20 protein-coding genes are annotated in these 22,195 nt (G+C 71.6%); 19 read left to right on the top strand and 1 reads right to left on the bottom strand.

The window, feature by feature from the left end; all coding sequences use genetic code 11:
• Nucleotide 1 precedes the first annotated feature (1 nt).
• From AC1DPN_RS10855 to nusB, 10 genes are all read left to right on the top strand, one after another.
• Nucleotides 2–787, top strand: a complete 786-nt coding sequence (locus AC1DPN_RS10855) for a prepilin peptidase (RefSeq protein ID WP_477084754.1) — start codon at nt 2–4, stop codon at nt 785–787.
• A 103-nt stretch (nt 788–890) separates the two neighbouring features.
• On the top strand, nt 891–1,955 hold the full coding sequence (gene pilM, locus AC1DPN_RS10850) for a type IV pilus assembly protein PilM (protein WP_477084753.1): 1,065 nt from the start codon (nt 891–893) through the stop codon (nt 1,953–1,955).
• On the top strand, nt 1,952–2,650 hold the full coding sequence (locus AC1DPN_RS10845; protein WP_477084752.1) for a PilN domain-containing protein: 699 nt from the start codon (nt 1,952–1,954) through the stop codon (nt 2,648–2,650). Before pilM ends, AC1DPN_RS10845 begins: the two co-directional genes overlap by 4 nt.
• A gap of 1 nt (nt 2,651) precedes the next feature.
• Complete coding sequence (locus AC1DPN_RS10840; RefSeq protein WP_477084751.1) at nt 2,652–3,443, top strand: hypothetical protein; 792 nt, start codon at nt 2,652–2,654, stop codon at nt 3,441–3,443.
• Between the two features lie 75 nt (nt 3,444–3,518).
• Nucleotides 3,519–4,709: a chorismate synthase gene (gene aroC, locus AC1DPN_RS10835; RefSeq protein WP_477084750.1), complete on the top strand. Its 1,191-nt coding sequence runs from the start codon at nt 3,519–3,521 to the stop codon at nt 4,707–4,709.
• 5 nt (nt 4,710–4,714) lie between these two features.
• The gene (locus AC1DPN_RS10830; protein WP_477085197.1) at nt 4,715–5,269 is read left to right on the top strand and encodes a shikimate kinase; all 555 of its coding nucleotides are present in this window, start codon (nt 4,715–4,717) and stop codon (nt 5,267–5,269) included.
• Nucleotides 5,266–6,390 (top strand): 3-dehydroquinate synthase, encoded by a 1,125-nt coding sequence (gene aroB / locus AC1DPN_RS10825; RefSeq protein WP_477084749.1) that lies wholly within the window; start codon nt 5,266–5,268, stop codon nt 6,388–6,390. Before AC1DPN_RS10830 ends, aroB begins: the two co-directional genes overlap by 4 nt.
• A 49-nt stretch (nt 6,391–6,439) precedes the next feature.
• On the top strand, nt 6,440–6,880 hold the full coding sequence (locus tag AC1DPN_RS10820; protein ID WP_477084748.1) for a type II 3-dehydroquinate dehydratase: 441 nt from the start codon (nt 6,440–6,442) through the stop codon (nt 6,878–6,880).
• A gap of 139 nt (nt 6,881–7,019) precedes the next feature.
• Nucleotides 7,020–7,583, top strand: coding sequence for an elongation factor P (gene efp, locus AC1DPN_RS10815; protein ID WP_028046332.1), 564 nt, complete (start codon nt 7,020–7,022; stop codon nt 7,581–7,583).
• A gap of 1 nt (nt 7,584) precedes the next feature.
• A complete protein-coding gene (gene nusB / locus AC1DPN_RS10810; RefSeq protein ID WP_477084747.1) occupies nt 7,585–8,001 on the top strand; it encodes a transcription antitermination factor NusB in 417 nt (138 codons plus the stop codon).
• Nucleotides 8,002–8,063: 62 nt separating this feature from the next.
• On the opposite strand, the gene AC1DPN_RS10805 is transcribed toward nusB, so the two are convergent.
• Nucleotides 8,064–10,379: a putative bifunctional diguanylate cyclase/phosphodiesterase gene (locus tag AC1DPN_RS10805; protein WP_477084746.1), complete on the bottom strand. Its 2,316-nt coding sequence runs from the start codon at nt 10,377–10,379 to the stop codon at nt 8,064–8,066.
• A 104-nt stretch (nt 10,380–10,483) separates the two neighbouring features.
• On the opposite strand from AC1DPN_RS10805, the gene AC1DPN_RS10800 reads away from it, so the two are divergent.
• The 9 genes from AC1DPN_RS10800 to pyrF all read left to right on the top strand — a co-directional run bounded on the left by AC1DPN_RS10800 (nt 10,484) and on the right by pyrF (nt 22,195).
• Nucleotides 10,484–11,860 carry an MFS transporter gene (locus AC1DPN_RS10800; protein ID WP_477084745.1) on the top strand — a complete coding sequence of 459 codons (1,377 nt, stop codon included), beginning with the start codon at nt 10,484–10,486 and terminating at the stop codon, nt 11,858–11,860.
• Nucleotides 11,857–13,275 (top strand): pyridoxal phosphate-dependent decarboxylase family protein, encoded by a 1,419-nt coding sequence (locus AC1DPN_RS10795; protein ID WP_477084744.1) that lies wholly within the window; start codon nt 11,857–11,859, stop codon nt 13,273–13,275. Before AC1DPN_RS10800 ends, AC1DPN_RS10795 begins: the two co-directional genes overlap by 4 nt.
• Nucleotides 13,276–13,336: 61 nt before the next feature.
• Entirely contained in the window at nt 13,337–13,933 is a 597-nt protein-coding gene (gene pyrR / locus AC1DPN_RS10790) for a bifunctional pyr operon transcriptional regulator/uracil phosphoribosyltransferase PyrR (RefSeq protein WP_477084743.1), read from the top strand.
• Nucleotides 13,930–14,943, top strand: a complete 1,014-nt coding sequence (locus AC1DPN_RS10785; RefSeq protein ID WP_477084742.1) for an aspartate carbamoyltransferase catalytic subunit — start codon at nt 13,930–13,932, stop codon at nt 14,941–14,943. Before pyrR ends, AC1DPN_RS10785 begins: the two co-directional genes overlap by 4 nt.
• The gene (locus tag AC1DPN_RS10780; RefSeq protein WP_477084741.1) at nt 14,940–16,259 is read left to right on the top strand and encodes a dihydroorotase; all 1,320 of its coding nucleotides are present in this window, start codon (nt 14,940–14,942) and stop codon (nt 16,257–16,259) included. Before AC1DPN_RS10785 ends, AC1DPN_RS10780 begins: the two co-directional genes overlap by 4 nt.
• Nucleotides 16,256–16,801: a PH-like domain-containing protein gene (locus tag AC1DPN_RS10775; protein ID WP_477084740.1), complete on the top strand. Its 546-nt coding sequence runs from the start codon at nt 16,256–16,258 to the stop codon at nt 16,799–16,801. Before AC1DPN_RS10780 ends, AC1DPN_RS10775 begins: the two co-directional genes overlap by 4 nt.
• Nucleotides 16,798–17,994, top strand: coding sequence for a glutamine-hydrolyzing carbamoyl-phosphate synthase small subunit (gene carA, locus AC1DPN_RS10770; protein ID WP_477084739.1), 1,197 nt, complete (start codon nt 16,798–16,800; stop codon nt 17,992–17,994). The genes AC1DPN_RS10775 and carA overlap by 4 nt, the downstream gene beginning before the upstream one ends.
• Nucleotides 17,994–21,356, top strand: a complete 3,363-nt coding sequence (gene carB / locus AC1DPN_RS10765) for a carbamoyl-phosphate synthase large subunit (protein ID WP_477084738.1) — start codon at nt 17,994–17,996, stop codon at nt 21,354–21,356. The genes carA and carB overlap by 1 nt, the downstream gene beginning before the upstream one ends.
• Nucleotides 21,353–22,195 carry an orotidine-5'-phosphate decarboxylase gene (pyrF, locus tag AC1DPN_RS10760; RefSeq protein WP_477084737.1) on the top strand — a complete coding sequence of 281 codons (843 nt, stop codon included), beginning with the start codon at nt 21,353–21,355 and terminating at the stop codon, nt 22,193–22,195. The genes carB and pyrF overlap by 4 nt, the downstream gene beginning before the upstream one ends.

Here is a 22,195-nt window from a genome sequence, read left to right as displayed (position 1 = left end):
CGTGGAGCTGTTCGCCGTCGCGCTCGTCGGGGTCCTCGGGCTGCTGATCGGGTCGTTCCTCAACGTCGTCGTCTGGCGCGTCCCGCGCGGGGAGTCGGTCGTCCACCCACCCAGCGCGTGCCCGACCTGCGGGCACGCGATCCGGCGGCGCGACAACGTGCCGGTCGTCTCGTGGCTGGTCCTGCGCGGCCGGTGCCGGGACTGCGGGACGTCGATCTCGGCCCGTTACCCGCTGGTCGAGCTCGGGACCGGGGTGCTGTTCGCACTCACCGCCTGGTTCGCCGGGCCCACCTGGGTGCTGCCCGCGCTGCTGTTCCTCGCCGCGATCTCCGTCGCGCTCGCGCTGATCGACCTCGACACCAAGCGGTTGCCGGACGCGATCGTGCTCCCCGCGTACCCGGTGGCGCTGGTGCTGCTGGCGCTCGCGAGCTGGAACCCGGGCGGCCCGGCCGACTGGCCGGCGCTCGTCCGTGCCGTGGTGGGCGGCGCAGTGATGTTCACCGTCTACTTCCTGACCGTGCTGGCGTACCCGAAGGGGATGGGCTTCGGGGACGTGAAGCTGGCGGGCGTGCTCGGTCTGTACCTGGGCTGGTACGGCTGGGGCGCGCTCGTCATCGGCTGGTTCTCGGCATTCGTCCTGGGGGGCCTGTTCTCGGTCGTCCTGCTCGCCCTCGGCCGCGCGACACGCAAGTCCGGCATCCCGTTCGGTCCGTGGATGCTCCTCGGGGCGGCCGTCGGCATCGTTGCCGGTCAACCGCTGTGGGACTCGTACCTCGGCATCTTCTGAGGTCACCGAAGCCCGCGGACAGGAATGCGTTCCTCTCCTCAAGTCGCACGCCCTGTCACCCGATAGAACGAATGATCGCTCAACGTCCGTCGGAAGGACTCTCGTGGGTACAACACGCGTCATCGGGCTGGACATCGGCTCGTCCTGCGTCCGGGCCGCGGAGCTCGAGATCGGCAGCGGTGGCCCGATGGGCAAGACGCCGCCCGTGCTCGTGCGCTTCGGTCAGGTGGCGCTGCCGCTCGGCGCCGTCCGCGACGGCGAGGTCGTCCAGACGGAGGTCGTCGCGAGCTCTCTGCGCCAGCTCTGGGCCCAGACCAAGTTCGAGTCCAAGGACGTCATCATCGGCGTCGGCAACCAGCGGGTCATCGTCCGCGAGCTCGACCTTCCCTGGATGCCTCTCGCCCAGCTCAAGGCGTCACTGCCGTTCCAGGTCGGCGACATGCTGCCGATGTCGACGGACGATGCGCTCCTCGACTACTTCCCTACCGCGGAGTACGACGGGCCCCACGGCCGGGTCGTCAACGGCATGCTGGTCGCGGCCCAGCGGGACACCGTGAACGCCAACGTCGTGGCCGTGGAAGCCGCCGGCCTACGCCCCCGCATGGTCGACCTGAACGCCTTCGCGCTGCATCGGGCACTCGCGCGCGGGGACCTGTCCCGATCGACCGCAGCCTTCGTCGACATCGGCGCGTCCATCACCACGGTCGTGATCTCTTCACACGGCACCCCTCGGCTCGTGCGCTCGCTGCCGACAGGTGGTCAGAACGTGACCGCAGCGGTGGCCAGCGCCACGGGCATCAGCGGGCCCCAGGCCGAGGCCCTCAAGCGGGAGATCGGCATCGGGTACGAGGTTGGACCCGACCGCGCCGACGCAGCGGAGGCCATCAGCGGCGTCGTCCGCCAACTCGTCGAGTCGGTCCGCAACACCTTTGTCTACTACTCGAGCAACAACGCAGGGGCCGGCATCGACGTCTGTGTGCTCACCGGCGGCGGCTCGCACCTGCCCGGGCTCGGTCAGTACCTGTCGAGCGCGAGCCGGCTGCCCGTCACTCTGGGTGACCCCCTCGCGGGGCTGCGGTCGGCCAAGACTGTGCAGCGCGACGCGCTGGTAGGGCACGAGTCGTTCATCGCCCTCCCTGTGGGGCTGGCTTACGGAGTTGCCGCATGACCACGTTGCTAGAACGTCCCAAGTCCCGGTCGGGCGCGGCGACCGCGCTCAGCGGGACCCTGCCCCAGGTCAACCTGCTGCCGCCCGAGGTGCGGGCCGCACGGGGCCTGCGCGCCATCAAGCGGATGCTCGGCATCGGCCTGATCGCCGTCGTCCTGGCGTGCGTCGCGGCGTTCGCCCTGGCCTCGGTCTCCGAAGCTGCTGCCAAGTCCGAGCTCGCCCAGGCACAGGACCAGACCGCCCGGCTCCAGGCGGAGCAGAAGAAGTACGCGGAGGTTCCGCAGGTCCTGGCCGCGCTCGATGACGCCAAGACAGCACAGGCTCTCGGGATGGCGACGGACGTCCAGTGGAAGGCGTACGTGGATGCACTCACGGCCGTGCTCCCGGCCGAGGTCAGCATCGACACCTACGCCGTCACCGTCTCGACGCCGATGACCCTACCGGCGCCCCCGGCGGACCCGTTGCAGGCGCCGAGCATCGGCCAGCTCAGTTTCACGGCGCGCTCGACCGTCGTGCCGAACACCTCCGCCTGGATCGACTCCCTGAACTCGGTCCCGGGCTTCGCGGACGCCTGGGTCTCAGACACCTCGATCACCGAGGACGAGTCCGGCATCTACTACAACGTCACGGCGACGGTCCAGGTCACGGACGGCGCGTTCTCGCACCGCTTCGACCCGGTTGACGGGGAGGGCTGACATGGGTAACGCCAAGAAGAGCACGTGGATCGGCGGGACTCTCGTCCTCGCCCTCCTCCTCGTCGCAGCGTCGTGGTTCCTCGCGATCTCGCCCGTCCTCGCCTCGACGTCCGAGGTCCGAGACCAGACGGCCCAGACCGAGGCCCAGAACATCCAGCTGGGGAAGCAGGTCACCCAGCTGAAGGCCGACTTCGAGAAGCTGCCCGAGTACAAGGCCGAGCTTGCCGCGCTCCAGGTGAAGATCCCGACGGACGCGATGCTCACCGACTACCTGCGACAGCTCGACACGATCGCCGTGGCGCACGCCGTCACTCTCACCTCGATCGCTCCGAACGTGCCGCAGGCCGTCGTCCCGGCGACGCCGGAGACGCCGGCCCCGGAGCCCAGCCCCTCGACGACGGAGAGCACGACCGCCGAGACCGACACGACCGCGGCGGCTCCCAAGCCGCCCGCAGCCCCGGCGGTCCCCGCAGGATTCACGGCGATCCAGTTCTCCATCACCGTGCTGGGCACGTATGACAACACACAGGCGTTCCTCGCCGACCTCCAGAACGCCACGCCTCGGTTGTTCCTGGTCTCGGGCATCACCGGTACCGGGCAGGACGTCGCGGACGCCTCCGGCGGCAAGCCCGCCACGGCGGTCGGTGACCAGGAGCTCGTGATCACCGGCTTCACGTACGTGCTTCCGGACGCCCTGGGTGTTCCTGCCCCGGTCGACCCGAACGCCGCACCGCCGGCGCTCCCGGGAGCCGTCCCCGGCAAGAACCCCCTGGTGCCGGTCGACGGTCGCTGACCGCCGCGCGTCACTCACGGTCCACCCTCCGGGCGTCAGCCCGGGGGGTGGACCTCGTCGTGGGAGGATCCGCTCATGCTGCGTTGGTTGACCTCCGGTGAGTCCCATGGCCCGGCGCTCGTCGGCATCCTCGAGGGGCTCCCGGCCGACGTCGAGGTGCAGAGCTCCGACATCCAGGAGGCGCTGGCCCGTCGTCGGCTCGGCTACGGCCGGGGTGCGCGGATGAAGTTCGAGCAGGACGAGGTCCGGATCCTCGGCGGCGTGCGGCACGGTCGGACGCAGGGTGGGCCTGTCGCGGTCGAGATCGGGAACACCGAGTGGCCCAAGTGGGTCGACGTGATGTCGTCGGACCCCGTCGAGGACGCCGACGTGCTGCTGCGGGCGCGCAACGCGCCGCTTACCCGTCCGCGCCCCGGGCACGCCGACCTGGTCGGGATGCGCAAGTACGGCTTCGACGACGCCCGGCCGGTGCTCGAGCGCGCGAGCGCCCGCGAGACGGCGACCCGCGTGGCCCTGGGCACGGTTGCGGCCCGGTTCCTCGCGCAGGCCGCCGGCGTCCGACTCGTGTCGCACGTCGTGAGCATCGGCACCGCCGACGTCCCTGAGGGCTCCGCACTCCCGACGCCCGACGACGTCGTGGCCCTGGACGCCGACCCCGTGCGCTGCTTCGACCCGGCCGCGTCGGCGGCGATGGTGGCCGAGATCGACGAGTGCCACAAGGACGGCGACACGCTCGGCGGTGTCGTCGAGGTGCTCGCGTACGGACTGCCGTCCGGGCTGGGCTCGTACGTGCACGCCGACCGCAAGCTCGACGGGCGACTGGCCGCCGCCCTCATGGGCATCCAGGCGATCAAGGGCGTCGAGGTCGGCGACGGCTTCCGCACGGCGGCACGCCGCGGATCGCAGGCCCACGACGAGATCGTGCGCGACGAGGCCGGCCGGATCGTGCGCGTCACCAACCGCGCGGGCGGCATCGAGGGCGGGATGACGAACGGCGAGGTGCTGCGCGTCCGCGCCGCGATGAAGCCGATCTCCACCGTCCCGCGCGCGCTCGCCACCGTCGACACGTCCACGGGCGAGCCCGCCAAGGCCCAGCACCAGCGCTCGGACGTCTGTGCCGTGCCCCCAGCCGCGGTCGTCGCCGAGGCGATGGTGGCGCTCGTGCTCGCCGACGCGTTGCTGGAGAAGGTCGGTGGTGACTCCGTGGCCGAGGTGCGGCGCAACCTCGAGGCGTACGTGGCGGCCATCCCGGACCTTCTCGCGTGAGTGCCGTGCCCGGTCCGCACATCGTTCTCGTCGGACCCCCGGGATCGGGGAAGTCGACCGTCGGCCATGCCCTCGCCGAGCGCTGGCAGCTCTCCTTCCGCGACACGGATGCCGACGTCGAGGCCGTGGCCGGCAAGCCGATCTCCGAGATCTTCGTCGAGGACGGCGAGCCCGCGTTCCGCGCGCTGGAGGCAGCGGCGGTCGCCGCAGCACTCGCCGAGCACGACGGTGTTCTCTCGCTCGGCGGGGGAGCGGTCCTCGATCCCCGGACACAGGCGTTCCTCGCCGACTACCGCCGCGGTGGTGGAGTCGTCGTGTTCCTCGACGTCAGCCTCGCGCACGCCGCGCCACGCGTCGGGTTCAACACGTCGCGTCCGTTGCTGCTGGGCAACCCTCGCGCGCAGTGGAGCGCGCTGATGGAGGCTCGCCGGCCCGTCTACGAGGCGGTCGCCACCCTTCGCGTCCTGACCGACGACCAGCGCCCGACGGACGTCGCCGCGCTCATCGAGATGGAGCTGGCTGCACTGCGCCGGCAGGACGTCGAGGAGGATCCGCTGTGAGCGAGACCAGGACCGTCCGGGTCGAGGGGGAGCAGCCGTACGACGTCGTCATCGGCCGGCACCTGCTCGGGGAGCTGCCCGACGTCCTCGGGCCGGGGGTGCGTCGCGTCCTCGTCGTGCACCCGTCCGCCCTCGCGACCACCGCAGACGCGGTCCGCGACGATCTTCGAGCGCACGGCTACGAGGCCTTCGTCGCCGAGGTGCCCGACGCCGAGGAGGCGAAGACCTCCCAGGTGGCCGCGTTCCTGTGGCAGGTGCTGGGCCAGGCCGACTTCACCCGGAGCGACGCCGTCGTCACCGTGGGCGGCGGTGCGACCACCGACCTGGGCGGGTTCGTCGCGGCGACGTGGCTGCGCGGCATCCGGGTGGTGCACGTGCCCACCACGCTGCTCGCGATGGTCGACGCGGCGGTCGGCGGCAAGACCGGGATCAACACGCCCGAGGGCAAGAACCTCGTCGGCGCGTTCCACCCGCCCGCCGGGGTGCTCTGTGACCTCGCCGCGCTCGAGTCGATGTCGAGGCACGACTTCGTCGCAGGGCTGGCCGAGGTGGTCAAGTGCGGCTTCATCGCCGACCCCCGGATCCTCGAGCTGGTCGAGGCGAACACCGAGGTGCTGCTGGACCCCGCTGCCGCAGCGTCGTCGCCCGTACTCCTGGAGCTGGTCGAGCGGGCCGTCGCCGTGAAGGCGCGGGTCGTCGGCGAGGACCTGAAGGAGGGCGGCCTGCGGGAGATCCTCAACTACGGCCACACCTTCGCCCACGCGGTCGAGCACGTCGAACGCTTCCAGTGGCGCCACGGCGCGGCGGTCTCTGTCGGCATGATCTACGTCGCCGAGCTGGCTCGCCTCGCGGGCCGGCTGTCCGACGAGGTCGTCGACCGGCACAGGTCGATCCTGTCGTCGCTCGGTCTACCGGTGACCTACCGCGGCGACCGGTGGGACCGTCTGCTCGCCGCGATGCGCCGCGACAAGAAGACCCGGGGCGACCTGCTGCGGTTCGTCGTCCTGGAGGACATCGGCAAGCCGGTCCGCCTCGAGGGTCCTGACCCGACCCTGCTGGCCGCTGCGTACGCCGAGGTCAGCGAAGGCGCGCCCACCCCGTCGCGGGCGATCTCGCTGTGAGCCGCGCGGCGCGACTCGACGGCGATCGGCCCGTCCTAGGCTCGCGGTCATGACACGCGTGCTGGTGCTCAACGGCCCGAACCTCGGGCGCCTGGGGGTCCGTGAGCCGGAGGTGTACGGCTCGACCACGCACGCCGAGCTCGTGGCGGCCGTCGAGACGTGGGCTTCCGATCTGGGGCTGGACGCCGAGGTCCGCCAGACCGACGACGAGTCGGCTCTCGTCGGCTGGCTGCACGAGGCCGTCGACGCGCGTGCGCACGTCGCTCTCAACCCGGCAGCGTTCACGCACTACTCGTACGCACTGCGTGACGCCGCGGCGCAGATCACGCAGGCCGGTCTCGTGCTCGTCGAGGTGCACCTGTCCAACCCGTACGCCCGCGAGGTCTGGCGCCACACCTCGGTCATCGGACCGGTCGCCACGGGAACCGTCGCCGGTTTCGGCGTCGAGGGCTACCGCCTGGCACTGGAGGCGATCGCCTCGCGCGTGTGAGGGGGCCCCTGACCCGCACGGTAGGATGGTCGGCGGTCTGCGGCCGTCGATGACGCGTTCGCCCTGAGGGTTCGCCCGGCAGGGTGTGCCGCCGACGGACCGCTCCGAGAACTCATCACCCGACAGGAAAGCGACGATCGTGGCGACCACCAACGACTTGAAGAACGGCACCGTGCTGAAGATCGACGGCCAGCTGTGGACCGTGATCGAGTTCCAGCACGTCAAGCCCGGCAAGGGTGGCGCCTTCGTCCGCACCAAGCTGAAGAACGTCCTGTCCGGCAAGGTGGTCGACCGCACGTTCAACGCCGGCCTGAAGATCGAGACCGCCAACGTCGACAAGCGCGACATGCAGTACCTCTACAAGGACGGCACCGACTTCGTGTTCATGGACACGGACACGTACGACCAGATCAACATCCCGGAGGCCACGGTCGGCGACGTCGCCAACTTCCTCCTGGAGAGCCAGAGCGCGATGGTCGCGACGAACGAGGGCGCACCCCTGTACGTCGAGCTTCCGCCGTCGGTCGTCCTCGAGGTCACGTACACCGAGCCGGGCCTGCAGGGCGACCGCTCGTCGGCCGGCACCAAGCCCGCGACGCTCGAGACCGGGTACGAGATCCAGGTGCCGCTGTTCCTCGAGGCGAACACGAAGGTCAAGGTGGACACCCGCGACGGGAGCTACCTCGGCCGAGTGAACGACTGAGGTGGGAGCTCGCACCAAGGCCCGCAAGCGGGCGCTCGACGTCCTCTTCGAGGCCGACCAGCGGGGCGTCGACCCGGTGACCCTGCTCGCAAAGCGGATCACCGAGCCGGGCACCGAGGCGTCCCTGCCCCAGTACTCCGTCGACCTGGTCGAGGGCGTGATCGCCGAGCAGGGCCGCATCGACGAGCTGCTCGCGACGCACGCCCACGGCTGGACCCTGGACCGGATGCCCGCGGTCGACCGTGCGCTGCTGCGGATCGGCACGTGGGAGATCCTCTACAACGACGACGTCCCGGACGCGGTCGCGGTGGACGAGGCGGTCGAGCTCGCGCGGTCCCTGTCCACGGACGAGTCACCCGTGTTCGTCAACGGCCTGCTGGGCCGCATCGTCGACCTGAAGCCGACCCTGCTCGCCTGAGTCGCACAACCTACGAGGAGCGCCGCACCGGAGGACCGGGGCGGCGCTCCTTCCGTGCGTGGTCAGACGGTGCGGTGGATCGTGGCGAGCGGGCTCACGCGCGGCGACCCCTGGGTCGGCACGGAGCGCAGGGACCGCGCCGGCGAGACGATCGGGATCGTGCCGGTGACCGGTCGCGGGCCACGCACGGGCAGGCCCGGAGCCGCGCGTCCGAGGAAGTTCCCCTGCACGCGCGTCACGCCCATCTCGATGAGCGACGTCAGCTGGTCCGGCGTCTCGACGCCCTCCGCGACGATGTCGAGCCCGTGCGTCTGGGCGAGGGCGACGATGGCGCGCACGACGCCCGCACCACGGTCGGTCCCCATGTCACGCACGAAGGACCGGTCGATCTTCAGCTGGTCGACGGGCAGCCGCGCGATGCGGGCCAGCGAGCTGTAGCCCGTGCCGAAGTCGTCAACCGCGATCTGGGCGCCGCGGGCGCGCAGCTCGGACAGCACGGGAACGGCCGAGATGGTCTGCACGAGTGCGCTCTCGGTGATCTCGAGCGTCAGGTGCTCCCAGAAGGCGTCGCCCCAGGCGGTCTCGATCTGAGCGAGCGCGTCGGGCTCGGCGAGCTGTCGGGCGGCGATGTTGACGGCGACCGGCATCTGGAAGCGCTCGAGCGCCTGACGGGCCTGGCTCAGCACCGAGAGCCCGATCGGGACGATGAGGCCCGACTCCTCGGCGAGATCGATCCAGTCGGCCGGCAGGATCAGGTGGCCGTGGTGGTCCCACCGGGCGAGCGCCTCGACCTGGACGATCTCCAGCGTCTGGGCGTCGACGATCGGCTGGAAGTACGCGGTGAAGTGCCCGGCTTCCACGGCCGACTCGAGGGCGGACCGTTGCTGGCGTGCTGCTTCGACGCGCCGGCGTAGGACGCGGTCGAACACGCGGAATCCTGCGTTGGTCCGCTTGGCCTCGAGCATCGCGGTGTCGGCGTGCCGGACCAGCGCGTCGGCGTCGATGATGTCGCCCGGGATCCACGTCGCGACGCCGACCGTGAGACGGGCCGGACGGCTGCCCACGGTCCGGTCGAGGAAGCCCTCGCGCAGCGAGCGTGCCAGAGAGACGAGGTCGACGTCGGACGGTGCCCGGGACAGGACGACGACGAACTCGTCGCCACCGAACCGGCCGATGTACGCCTCGCGGTCCTTCAGGGCGGAGCGCAGGTAGTCGGCGACGCGGACCAGCAGCGCGTCGCCGCTCGCGTGGCCGAGTGCGTCGTTGACGCCCTTGAACCCGTCGAGGTCGCAGTAGATGAGGGAGACGCGCGTCCGCTCGACGTTGGCCTGGTCGAGGACGTCCGACAGGTGACGCTCGACCGATCGACGGTTGGGCAGGCGGGTCAGCGAGTCGGCGAACGCGGTGGCGTGGAGGCGCTCGGCGAGCTGGTACCGCTCCGCGGCTGCCGACACGATCTGCGCGAGGTCGATCAAGAACGCTCGGTCCTGCGGGGAGTGGTCGACCTTCTCAGCCGAGAACAGCTCGGCGACGAACCGGTCCCGCGCGATGGGCCGCAGCGATCCCTCGATGCTCGGGTCGACCAGGATCGTGCGCGCCTCGTCGCGGGCGCTGACCAGCAGGGCGTCGGCGTCCTTGACGAACCAGGCGGCGTTCGCCAGCCGAGCGACCGCGTCGCGCATCAGGTTCTGCAGGGCGGCGGCGTTCTGTGCCTCCCGGATGCGGCTGAAGGCGACGATCTCGAGAGCCACCGCCAGCGGGATGGCCCACAGTGCCGCGAAGATGCCGCCGAGCCGGGGATCGGGCGTCAGGACGCCCGCGGTGAAGATGGCGAGCGACTCGGCGCCCGCCAGGACGAGGAGCGTGCCGAAGCGCGTCAGGCGCGCGGGCCCGACCGCGAGCACGACGTACGCGACGACGACGAGGGTCGGGACGAGCAGCAGCGCCTCGCTGAGCACGTGCGGACCGAGGCGGCTCGGCAGCACGTCCTCGGGCACCCACCAGACCGAGGCGCGGATCGCGAACAGTGCGCCTGCGAGCCAGACCCACGCGCGCACCGGTGGACCGCCGGCCATCGACCGGGTGGCCGGTATCGCGAACAGGATGAAGGCCGCGATGAGCTGCGCGTGGACGAAGACGAGGATGTTCTGGAACGTGCCGGGGAGCGTGAGTGCGTACAGCCCACCGACCGCCAGCACGAGCGCCATGTCGAGCGAGAGGGCGAAGGACCACGCGGCTCCAGCCGGCCGTACCTCGCCGCGCCACCACACCCACTGCAGAGCGCAGAAGCCACCCACGACGCCCGCAGCGAGGAGCTGCAGGACGGTGACCCATGTCGGTACAGATGCCAGCACGAAGTGGACATCGTCACCCAGCACGCCTCACGTGACGTGGCATCCGGGTGACCGCAGTCAGAGTTCCGTCACCCGGTTGTGACTGGAGCACGTGCGGAGGGCTGCCAGGCGGCTGTCATCATGGCGCGGTGACGACCGTTCCTGGCCCGGCAGCGTTGCCGCGGCGCACCATCACCTCGTACGCACTCGGCTCGGTCGCGACGGGCGGCTTCGGCACCCTGCCCGGTCTCGTGCTGGCCTACTACCTGACGGACACGCTCGGCGTCGCCGCGGGGATCGCGGGTCTGGTCGTGACGGTGCCGAAGCTGTGGGACGTCGTGATCGACCCGTTCATCGGTGCCCGCTCGGATGCCTCGGCGGCTCGTCACGGCAGCAGACGGGCCTTCCTGCTCACGGGTGCGCTGGCTCTTCCGCTCCTGTTCGCTGCGGTCTTCGCGACGCCCCGAGCACTGGAGGGAGCGTCGGCCGCGACATGGGTCGTGCTCGCCTTCGTCGCGGCCGCGACCGCGTTCTCGATCTTCCAGGTGCCCTACATCGCCCTGCCTGCGGAGATCGCCCCGGACTACGCGTCGCGCACCCGGCTGCTCGCGCCGCGGATCGCCGTGCTGGCGGTCGCGATCCTGGCCTTCGGCGCGGGCGGCCCGCTGGTGCGGGACGCCGCCGGCGGGGGCCGCGCCGGCTACGCCGTCATGGGTGTGGTCGGTGGTGTGACGATCGGCCTGGGCATGCTCGCCGCGTGGTGGGGGGCCCCGCGACGCGCACGGATCGCTGCTGAGAAGCCGGCCCCGCACGCTCGCGGCGACGCGCTGCGGCAGGGCCGGGCGGCCCTGCGCGAGATCCCGGCGTTCCGCCGCCTGCTCGGGGCGTTCGTGCTGCAGGCACTCGCCACCGGCGCGATGCTCGCCGGAGCTCAGTACGTCGCGACGTACACGCTGGGCTCCGAGGGTGCGGTGACCTACCTGTTCGTCGCGCTCGTCGCCCCTGCCCTCCTCGTCATGCCGCTCGGCACACGACTCGCGCGACGCTTCGGGAAGAAGCGGTCGTTCGTCGGCGCCACGATCGTGTTCGCGACCGCCGCCCTCGCGCTGGTCCCGATGCGCTGGGCGCCCGGGGGGTGGGTCTACGCGTGCGTGGCCCTCGCGGGCGTGGCCTACGCAGGGATGCAGCTGTACCCGCTCGCGATGCTCCCGGACGTGGCCGCGGTGGACGCGCGGGAGCGCGGCGAGGACCGTGCCGGCGTGCTCGGTGGGGTGTGGACGGCGGGAGAGACCGCCGGGCTCGCCCTCGGTCCGACGCTCGTGCTGGGCATGCTGGCGGTGACGGGGTTCGTCTCCACGACCGCCGACGAGACCGTGGCGCAGCCCACCGGGGCGCTGACCGGGATCTCGCTGGCCTTCTCGCTCCTACCGGCGGTGCTCGCCCTCGCGAGCCTCGTGCCCCTGCTGCGCTACCCGTTGTCGGCGGACGTCGTCGACCAGGGCGACCCGTTGGAGGTCCACTCGTGAGCATCGACCGTCGTCCTGGTCGCCTGTCCGCCGACGTCCTCGCCGACCTGGCGTCGTGGCGTGCGGCCGACCCGCCGACCCACGGCGGCCGCATCCTGTCCTACGTCTACGACCCGGGCCGCACCGACCTGGACGAGGTCGCGGCGGACGCGGTGCGCATGTTCCTCCCGGTCAACGGGCTCGACCCCACCACGTTCACGTCGGTCGCCGAGCTCGAGAGCCGCATCGTGGGCTTCGCCCGGGACGTGATGCACGGCGACGAGGGCACGGTCGGCTCGGTGACCTCGGGCGGCACCGAGTCGTGCATGCTGGCCGTCAAGTCGGCGCGCGACCTGTGGCGGGCATCGAACGGCTCGACCGCGCGCCCGACGCTCGTCCTGCCGACGACCGCGCACCCGGCGTTCCACAAGGCCGCGCACTACCTCGACCTCGACGTCGTCGCCGTCCCCGTCGACTCCCGCACCGGTGCGCCGTCGGCCGCCGACGTGCTCGCCAGGGTCGACGAGCGGACGTCGCTGGTCGTCGTCAGCGCGCCGAGCTACCCGTTCGGAGTGATCGACCCCGTGGCCGAGGTCGCCGCGAGCGCGGGGGTCCCGGTGCACGTCGACGCGTGCATCGGCGGATGGGTCCTGCCGTGGTGGGGCGACGTCGACGAGCCGTGGGACCTCGCCGTACCCGGCGTCACCTCCATCTCGGCGGACCTGCACAAGTTCGGCTTCGCTCCGAAGGGCGCCTCGGTCGTGCTCTACCGCTCCCGCGAGCAGCACCGGGCGCAGTACTTCGCGACGACCGCATGGCCGGGCTACCCGGTCGTGAACCCGACCATGCTCGGCTCGCGAGGCGTGGGGTCGATGGCGGCCGCCTGGGCGGTGCTCCAGGTCCTGGGGACCGACGGGCTGGGCGAGCTCGTCGCGGCGACGCGGGCCGCGACGTCGACCATCGCGACGGCCGTCGGGCAGATCGACGGGTTGCGCGTCGTCGGGGAGCCGACCGGCCCGCTCGTTGCGGTCGCCATGGACGCGACGGCGGATCCTGCCGAGCGAGTGGACCCGTTCCTCCTCATCGACGAGGTGCGCAGGCGGGGCTTCCTGCTCCAGGCGCAGCCGGCCATGACCCAGCCCGACGGCTCCGTGCTGCCGCGCACCGCTCACCTCACCGTCACGCCGGTCACGCTGCAGGTGGTCGACGAGCTCGTCGCGACCCTGGTCGCCGCAGCGGGCGCCGTGCGTGGGCTGCCGCCCGCGTCACCCGACCCGTCGCTGGCGCAGAGAGTGCTCACGCAGGGGCTTCCCGACGAGCTCGCCACGGTGATGGCGACGCTCGAGGCGCTGCCCGCGGAGATGGTCCGGCCGCTGCTCGTCGAGGTGCTCGCCGCCACAGTCGACCCGGCTCGGGAGGGACGATCCGGGCGGTAGGGTGAGTGCCCGACAGACATTCCTTTAAGACCCGTCCTGTGAGGCGGGGAAGGAGAGCTGCATGTGCCCTGCTGTGCCCGCTGAGAAGCCTGAGACCACCACCGACGATGACGCCGGCAACCTGGTCCTCGGCGCCCCGGAGATCGCCCGGGCGCTGACGCGCATCGCGCACGAGATCCTCGAACGCAACAAGGGTGGCGCCGACGTCGTCCTGCTCGGCATCCCCACGCGTGGTCTGCCCCTCGCGCGTCGACTGGCCGAGCGCCTGGAGGCGGTCGAGCCCGGGCTCGATGCCGCGCGCCTCGTCGGCAGCCTCGACGTGACGATGTACCGCGACGACCTGCAGCACCACCCCACGCGCACGATCGGCGAGACCGACATCCCGGGCGGCGGGCTGGACGGCAAGGTCGTGGTCCTCGTCGACGACGTCCTCTACTCCGGCCGCACCATCCGTGCGGCGCTCGACGCGATCAGCGACCTCGGGCGGCCGCGCGCGGTCCAGCTCGCGGCCCTGGTCGACCGTGGTCACCGTGAGCTGCCGATCCGCGCGGACTACGTCGGCAAGAACCTGCCGACCTCGACCACGGAACGGGTGCGTGTCCTGCTGGAGGAGTGCGACGGTCGCGATGCCGTGCTGATCGAAGGAGGGGTGCGATGAAGCACCTGCTGTCCACCGCCGACCTGAGCCTGGAGGACGCGGTCCGGATCCTCGACACGGCCGGGTCCATGGCCGCGACGCAGGGTCGGGAGATCAAGAAGCTGCCCACGCTGCGCGGCCGCACCGTGGTGAACCTGTTCTTCGAGGACTCCACGCGGACCCGCATCTCGTTCGAGACCGCCGCCAAGCGCCTGTCGGCCGACGTCATCAACTTCTCGGCCAAGGGGTCGAGCGTGTCCAAGGGGGAGTCCCTCAAGGACACCGCGCTGACCCTGCAGGCCATGGGTGCCGACGCCGTCGTCATCCGGCACCACGCGTCGGGCGCACCTCACACGCTCGCCACGAGCGGCTGGACGCACGGCGCGGTGATCAACGCGGGCGACGGGATGCACCAGCACCCCACGCAGGCGCTGCTCGACGCGTACACGTTGCGCCGGCACCTGACGGGTCCCGGCGACGTCACGGGGCGCGACCTGTCGGGTCTGCGGGTCGCGATCGTGGGCGACGTGCTGCACAGCCGGGTGGCGCGTTCCAACGTCCACCTGCTGCACACGCTCGGTGCCGAGGTCACGCTCGTCGCGCCCCCCACGCTCGTGCCGGTCGGCGTCGGAGCGTGGCCCGCCAAGGTCTCGTACCACCTCGACGAGGTGATCGCCGACGACAAGCCCGACGCGGTGATGATGCTGCGCGTGCAGCGCGAGCGGATGTCGAGCGCCGGAGGCGGGTTCTTCCCGAGCCCGCTCGAGTACACCCGCCGGTACGGCCTCGACGCCCGGCGGCTGGCCGCCCTGTCCGACCACGCGATCGTCCTGCACCCCGGGCCGATGAACCGCGGCCTGGAGATCTCCGCCGACGCGGCCGACTCGCCTCGCGCGGTGATCGTCGAGCAGGTGGCCAACGGGGTAGCCGTGCGGATGGCGGTCCTCTACCTGCTGCTGGCGGGTGGCGACACCACGGCGCCGCCTGCACCGGCACGCACGACGAACGACGAGACGAAGGTGAACGCGTGAGGACGTACCTGCTGCGTGACGTCAGCCCCTTGGGTGACGGCACGACCGACGTGCTGCTCGCCGAGGGCGTGATCGCGGCGATCGGTGCGGACGCACAGGCTCAGGCCGGTCCGGACCCGGTCATCATCGACGGCAAGGGTCTTGTCCTGCTGCCCGGGTTGGTCGACCTGCACACGCACCTGCGCGAGCCGGGTCGGGAGGACGCCGAGACGGTCCGCAGCGGCACCCGTGCGGCAGCCATGGGCGGGTTCACCGCCGTGCACGCGATGGCGAACACGTCGCCGACGCAGGACACCGCGGGCGTCGTCGAGCAGGTCTGGCGGCTCGGTCGGGACGCGGGCTGGGTGGACGTCCGCCCGGTCGGCGCCGTGACCGTGGGGCTCGAGGGTGAGCGTCTGGCCGAGCTGGGCGCGATGGCCGAGTCGGCCGCCGCGGTCCGGGTGTTCTCCGACGACGGCAAGTGCGTGCACGACCCGGTCCTGATGCGCCGCGCGCTCGAGTACGTCAAGGCGTTCGACGGCGTCATCGCCCAGCACGCGCAGGAGCCGCGGCTGACCGAGGGCGCCCAGATGCACGAGGGTGTCGTGTCCGCCGAGCTCGGCCTGCCGGGCTGGCCCGCGGTCGCGGAGGAGGCGATCATCGCGCGCGACGTGCTCCTCGCCGAGCACGTCGGGTCCCGCCTGCACGTCTGCCACCTGTCCACAGCCGGCTCGGTGGAGATCATCCGCTGGGCCAAGTCGCGCGGCATCGACGTGACCGCCGAGGTCACGCCGCACCACCTGATCCTCACGGACGAGCTCGCGCGCGGCTACGACCCCGTGTTCAAGGTCAACCCGCCGCTGCGCACGCAGCGCGACGTCGAGGCGGTGCGCGAGGGGCTGGCCGACGGCACGATCGACATCGTCGCGACGGACCACGCGCCGCACACGCGCGAGGACAAGGACTGCGAGTGGGGCGCCGCGGCGTTCGGCATGACCGGTCTGGAGACCGCGCTCTCGGTCGTGCAGGAGACGATGGTCGACACCGGCCGGCTGACGTGGGCGGACGTCGCCCGTGTCATGTCGACGGCGCCCGCCCAGATCGGCCGGGTCACCGGCCACGGCCGCCCGATCGCCGTGGGCGAGCCGGCCAACCTCGTGCTCGTCGACCCGGGCATCCGACGCGTCGTCGTGCCCGAGGAGCAGGCCACGATGAGCACGAACTCACCGTTCCGCGGTCGCGAGCTGTCGGGCTGCGTCATCGCGACCTGGCTGCGCGGTCGCGCGACCGTCATGGACGGTTCGGCCTGCGACGAGACCGTGGTGGTGCGCTCTTGACCCGTCAGACGTTCTCGACCGTCGTCCTCGTGCTCGTCGTGCTGCTCGCGTTCTTCGGCATGCGGGCCGGCTGGAAGGCTCGGTCCCGACGCACGGCGGCGTTCATCGAGGCCCTGCCGCCGATGCCGACCGAGCTCGGCGCGCAGCAGCTCGGTCCCGTCGGGGCCGTCTACGTCTCGACCACGAGGGCGGGGGACTGGCTCGACCGGGTCACGGCCCAGGGCCTCGGCGTGCGCAGCCCGGCGACCGTGGACGTGTTCGCGGCCGGCGTCCGCGTCACCCGTACAGGCGCGCCCGACCTGTTCGTACCGACCGAGGCGCTCCGTGGCGCGGCCACCGGACCCGGTATCGCCGGCAAGGTCGTCGGGGGAGACGGCCTCGTGGTGATCACCTGGCAGGGCAGCCCCGACGACCCGCGAGGACTCGACACCGGGCTGCGACCGCACCACGCAGCCGACCGCGAGCTCCTCGTCGACGCGATCGTCCCCCTCATCCATCCGACCCCCGGGGCCTCGTCGCCCGTGCAGGAGGAGAACTCATGACCGGCTCAGCTCGTGAACAGGCAGTGCTCGTGCTCGAGGACGGCCGCACCTTCACCGGGCGCCCGTACGGCGCCGAGGGGTCGACTCTCGGCGAGATCGTCTTCAACACCGGGATGACCGGCTACCAGGAGACGTTGACCGACCCGTCGTACCACCGTCAGATCGTCGTGATGACGGCCCCGCACGTCGGGAACACCGGCGTGAACGACGAGGACCCCGAGTCCACCCGGATCTGGGTGGCCGGCTACGTCGTGCGCGACCCCGCGCGCCGCGCGTCGAACTGGCGCGCCCAGCGCACGCTCGACGACGACCTCGTCGCCCAGGAGATCGTGGGGATCAGCGAGATCGACACGCGCGCCCTGACCCGGCACCTGCGCGAGCGCGGTGTGATGCGGGCGGGCATCTTCTCCGGTGCGGCACTGACCGGTGCGGACGGCGAGCAGCGGCCCGAGCACGAGCTGCTCGCCGAGGTGCTGGCAACCCCGGCGATGGCCGGCGCCGACCTGGCGGGGGAGGTCTCGACGGACGTCGCGTACGTCGTCGAGGCGCTCGGCCCGGACGGCTCGCCGCTCGAGACGCCGGTCGCGACGGTGGCCGCGGTCGACCTGGGGATCAAGGCGATGACGCCGCAGCGTCTGGCCGAGCGTGGCGTGCGCGTGCACGTCCTGCCGTCTAGCTCGACCTTCGAGGACGTCCTGGCGACCCAGCCCGACGGCGTCTTCTTCTCCAACGGGCCCGGCGACCCGGGTGCGGCGACGCACGAGGTCGAGCTGCTGCGCGAGGTGCTCGACCACCGGATCCCGTTCTTCGGGATCTGCTACGGCAACCAGATCCTCGGGCGGGCGCTCGGCTACGGCACCTACAAGCTCGGCTACGGCCACCGCGGTGTGAACCAGCCGGTCATGGACCGCACGACCGGCAAGGTCGAGATCACGGCGCACAACCACGGGTTCGCGGTGGACGCCCCGCTCGACGGGGAGTCCGTCGCGCCGCACGACGGCGGTCGTTACGGCCGCGTCCTGGTGAGCCACATCGACCTGAACGACGACGTCGTCGAGGGCCTGCAGGCACTCGACCTGCCCGCCTTCTCGGTGCAGTACCACCCGGAGGCCGCGGCGGGCCCGCACGACGCCGCCTATCTCTTCGACCGCTTCGTCGACCTCATGAACTCTGACCAGAAGGGTGCCGCCTGATGCCCCGGCGCACAGACATCAGCAGCGTCCTCGTCATCGGGTCCGGCCCGATCGTCATCGGCCAGGCGTGCGAGTTCGACTACTCGGGCACGCAGGCCTGCCGCGTGCTCAAGGAGGAGGGCCTGCGAGTCATCCTGGTCAACTCCAACCCGGCCACGATCATGACGGACCCGGAGTTCGCCGACGCCACGTACGTCGAGCCGATCACCACCGAGGTCCTCACCACGATCATCGCCAAGGAGCGCCCCGACGCGATCCTCCCGACGCTGGGCGGCCAGACGGCCCTCAACGCCGCGATAGCCCTGGACGAGGCGGGAGTGCTGGCCCAGTACGACGTCGAGCTCATCGGCGCCAACATCGCCTCCATCCAGAAGGGTGAGGACCGCGAGCAGTTCAAGGAGGTCGTCGCGGTCTGCGGCGCCGAGAGCGCGCGTTCCGCGATCGTGCACACCCTCGACGACGCGCTCGCCGCGGTCGAGGACCTGGGCTACCCGGTCGTCGTGCGTCCCTCGTTCACCATGGGCGGCCTCGGTTCGGGCATCGCGTACGACGAGACGGACCTGCGGCGCATCGTCGGCCAGGGCCTGCACTACTCGCCGACCACCGAGGTGCTCCTGGAGGAGTCGATCCTCGGCTGGAAGGAGTACGAGCTCGAGCTCATGCGGGACAAGCACGACAACGTCGTGGTGGTCTGCTCGATCGAGAACGTCGACCCGGTCGGCGTGCACACAGGCGACTCGGTCACCGTCGCCCCGGCTCTGACGCTCACCGACCGCGAGTACCAGCGCCTGCGCGACATCGGCATCGCGGTCATCCGCGAGGTCGGCGTCGACACCGGCGGCTGCAACATCCAGTTCGCGATCGAGCCCTCGACGGGCCGCGTCGTCGTGATCGAGATGAACCCCCGCGTGTCGCGGTCGTCCGCGCTGGCCTCGAAGGCGACGGGGTTCCCGATCGCCAAGATCGCCGCGAAGCTCGCGGTCGGCTACACGCTCGACGAGATCCCCAACGACATCACGGGCGGCTCGACGCCGGCGTCTTTCGAGCCGACGCTCGACTATGTCGTCGTCAAGGTCCCGCGGTTCGCCTTCGAGAAGTTCCCCGCCGCCGACGACACCCTCACGACGACCATGAAGTCCGTCGGCGAGGCCATGGCGATGGGCCGCAACTTCTCCGAGGCGCTCGGCAAGGCGATGCGTTCGCTCGACAAGAAGGGCTCGGTGTTCCACTGGGCAGGCGACGCCCTGACGGGTGAGGCCCTCGACGCGCTGATCGCGACGATCAGCCGTCCGACCGAGCACCGCCTCGTCGACGTCCAGCAGGTCCTGCGCGCCGGGGTGTCGCTCGAGCAGGTCTTCGAGCTCACGGGCATCGACCCCTGGTACATCGACCAGATCCAGCTCATCAACGAGGTCGCCGCCGAGACCGCCGCGGCCCCCGCGCTCACGCGGTCGGTGCTCCTGCACGCGAAGCGGCACGGTCTCTCGGACGTGCAGATCGCGTCGCTGCGTCGCACGTCCGAGGACGCCGTGCGGGGCGCCCGGCACGCGGTCGGCCTCCGGCCGGTGTTCAAGACGGTGGACACCTGCGCGGCCGAGTTCGCCGCCTCGACGCCGTACCACTACTCGTCCTACGACGAGGAGACCGAGGTCGCACCGCGCACGCGGCCCGCGATCCTCATCCTCGGCTCGGGCCCCAACCGCATCGGCCAGGGCATCGAGTTCGACTACTCCTGCGTGCACGCCGCGCTCGCGCTCAAGGGCGAGTTCGAGACCGTGATGGTCAACTGCAACCCCGAGACCGTGTCCACCGACTACGACACGTCCGACCGGCTGTACTTCGAGCCGCTGACGTTCGAGGACGTGCTCGAGGTCTACCACGCGGAGCTCGCGGCGGGTCCCGTCGAGGGTCTGATCGTGACGCTCGGCGGCCAGACGCCGCTCTCGCTCGCACAGCGGCTCGCGGACGCCGGGCTGCCCATCCTCGGCACGTCCCCGGCCGCGATCGACGCCGCCGAGGACCGTGGAGAGTTCGGCAAGGTGCTCGAAGCCGCAGGGCTGCCCGCTCCCGCGTTCGGCACCGCCACGACGCTGGCCGGCGCGCGCGACACGGCCCGCCGGATCGGGTTCCCCGTCCTGGTGCGTCCGTCGTACGTCCTCGGCGGGCGCGGCATGGAGATCGTCTACAGCGAGCCCCAGCTCGACGAGTACGTGAAGCGCGCGCTCGACAACGCGGCCGACGGAGGGCGCGCCGGCACGCTGCCGCCGCTGCTCATCGACCGCTTCCTCGACGACGCCATCGAGATCGACGTCGACGCGCTGTTCGACGGCACCGAGATGTTCCTCGGCGGCGTCATGGAGCACATCGAGGAGGCCGGCATCCACTCCGGCGACTCGGCCTGCACGCTCCCGCCCGTCACGCTCTCCAAGAGCGAGCTCGAGCGCATCCGCCTCTCCACCGAGGCGATCGCCCGTGGCGTCGGCGTGCACGGCCTGCTCAACATCCAGTTCGCGCTGGTGTCGGACGTTCTCTACGTCCTGGAGGCCAACCCGCGGGCGTCGCGCACGGTGCCGTTCGTCTCCAAGGCGACCGGTGTCTCCCTGGCCAAGGCCGCGGCGCTCGTCATGGCGGGCTACTCGATCGCGGACCTGCGCGCCCGCGGCATCCTGCCGGTCGACGACGCGAGCGTCCTGGACCTCGGCTCGCCGGTGGCGGTCAAGGAGGCCGTGCTCCCGTTCAAGCGGTTCCGCACCAAGGAGGGCGTCGTCGTCGACACCGTCCTCGGCCCGGAGATGCGTTCCACGGGTGAGGTCATGGGGCTGGACGTGGACTTCCCGACCGCGTTCGCGAAGTCGCAGGAAGCCGCCTTCGGTGGGCTGCCCAGCGGCGGGCGCGCGTTCATCTCGGTGGCGGACCGCGACAAGCGCTCGATCGTCTTCCCGGTCAAGCGCCTGGCCGAGCTCGGGTTCGAGATCCTCGCGACCGAGGGCACCGCGGCGGTCCTGCACCGCAGCGGGATCGAGTCGAGGGTCGTGCGCAAGTACTCCTCGGGTCGGGGGAGCGACGGCGAGCCGACGATCGTCGACCTCATCACGGCGGGCGACGTCGACATCGTGGTGAACACCCCGTCGGGTCAGGGCGCCCGGGCCGACGGCTACGAGATCCGCGCGGCCACGACGGCGGCCGACAAGGCGATGGTCACGACCGTGCAGCAGCTCGGCGCGGCCGTCCAGGCCATCGAGGCGGCCCAGGCCGGACCCTTCCAGGTGACGAGCCTGCAGGAGCACGACGCGGCGGCGCTCGTGCGTCGCGAGGCGCGCATCGCTGCTCGTGCCGCAGCGAGCGCGGCGGTCGGAGCGTGACGTTCGGGCAGCGGCTCGCGGCCGCGATGGACGAGCACGGACCGCTCTGCGTCGGCATCGACCCGCACCCCAGCCTGCTGGAGGAGTGGGGGCTCTCCGACGACGTCGACGGGCTGCGCCGTTTCGCGCTCACGGTCCTGGAGGGCGTCGGCGGCCGTGTGGCAGCCGTGAAGCCCCAGGCGGCGTTCTTCGAGCGGCACGGCTCGCGGGGAGTCGCGGTCCTCGAGGAGGTCGTCGCGGCCGGTCGGGACGCGGGCACGCTCGTGATCGTCGACGCCAAGCGCGGAGACATCGGATCGACGATGGCGGCGTACGCCGACGCGTTCCTGCGGGACGGGTCGCCGCTCGCCGGTGACGCACTCACGGTGTCGCCGTACCTCGGGTTCGGGTCGCTGGACCCGGCCGTGGACCTCGCGCTCGCGACGGGACGCGGCCTGTTCGTCCTGTGCCTGACCTCCAACAAGGAGGGGCACGAGGTGCAGCACGCACGCACGTCGGACGGCCAGAGCATCGCTGCGCTCGTGGCGTCGCGTGCGGCGGCGCTGAACGCGGACGCCAGCCCGCTCGGCTCCATCGGCCTGGTCGTCGGGGCGACCGTCGGTGACGCGGCCGAGCGCACCGGCGTCGACCTGGCCGCCGTCAACGGACCGTTGCTCGCACCCGGGGTGGGCGCGCAGGGTGCAGGTCCGCGCGAGCTGGCACGCGTGTTCGGTGCGGCGCGCCGTCAGGTGCTCGCGTCGTCGTCGCGCGGCGTGCTCGCAGCTGGTCCGTCGGTCAGCGCGCTTCGGGCGGCCGCCCGCGCCGCGTCCGACGAGGCCGGCGCGGCGCTGCGCGACTGA

The organism is Cellulomonas sp. P4_H4 (assembly GCF_056400865.1).
This window is presented reverse-complemented; position numbering and strand designations above follow the sequence as displayed.

Coding starts and splice junctions, on each gene's coding strand:
- AC1DPN_RS10845 (WP_477084752.1), top strand. CDS start 1,952: ATGACCACGTTGCTAGAACGTCCCAAGTCCCGGTCGGGCGCGGCGACC.
- pyrR (WP_477084743.1), top strand. CDS start 13,337: ATGTGCCCTGCTGTGCCCGCTGAGAAGCCTGAGACCACCACCGACGAT.
- AC1DPN_RS10785 (WP_477084742.1), top strand. CDS start 13,930: ATGAAGCACCTGCTGTCCACCGCCGACCTGAGCCTGGAGGACGCGGTC.
- aroC (WP_477084750.1), top strand. CDS start 3,519: ATGCTGCGTTGGTTGACCTCCGGTGAGTCCCATGGCCCGGCGCTCGTC.
- carA (WP_477084739.1), top strand. CDS start 16,798: ATGACCGGCTCAGCTCGTGAACAGGCAGTGCTCGTGCTCGAGGACGGC.
- AC1DPN_RS10840 (WP_477084751.1), top strand. CDS start 2,652: ATGGGTAACGCCAAGAAGAGCACGTGGATCGGCGGGACTCTCGTCCTC.
- AC1DPN_RS10820 (WP_477084748.1), top strand. CDS start 6,440: ATGACACGCGTGCTGGTGCTCAACGGCCCGAACCTCGGGCGCCTGGGG.
- carB (WP_477084738.1), top strand. CDS start 17,994: ATGCCCCGGCGCACAGACATCAGCAGCGTCCTCGTCATCGGGTCCGGC.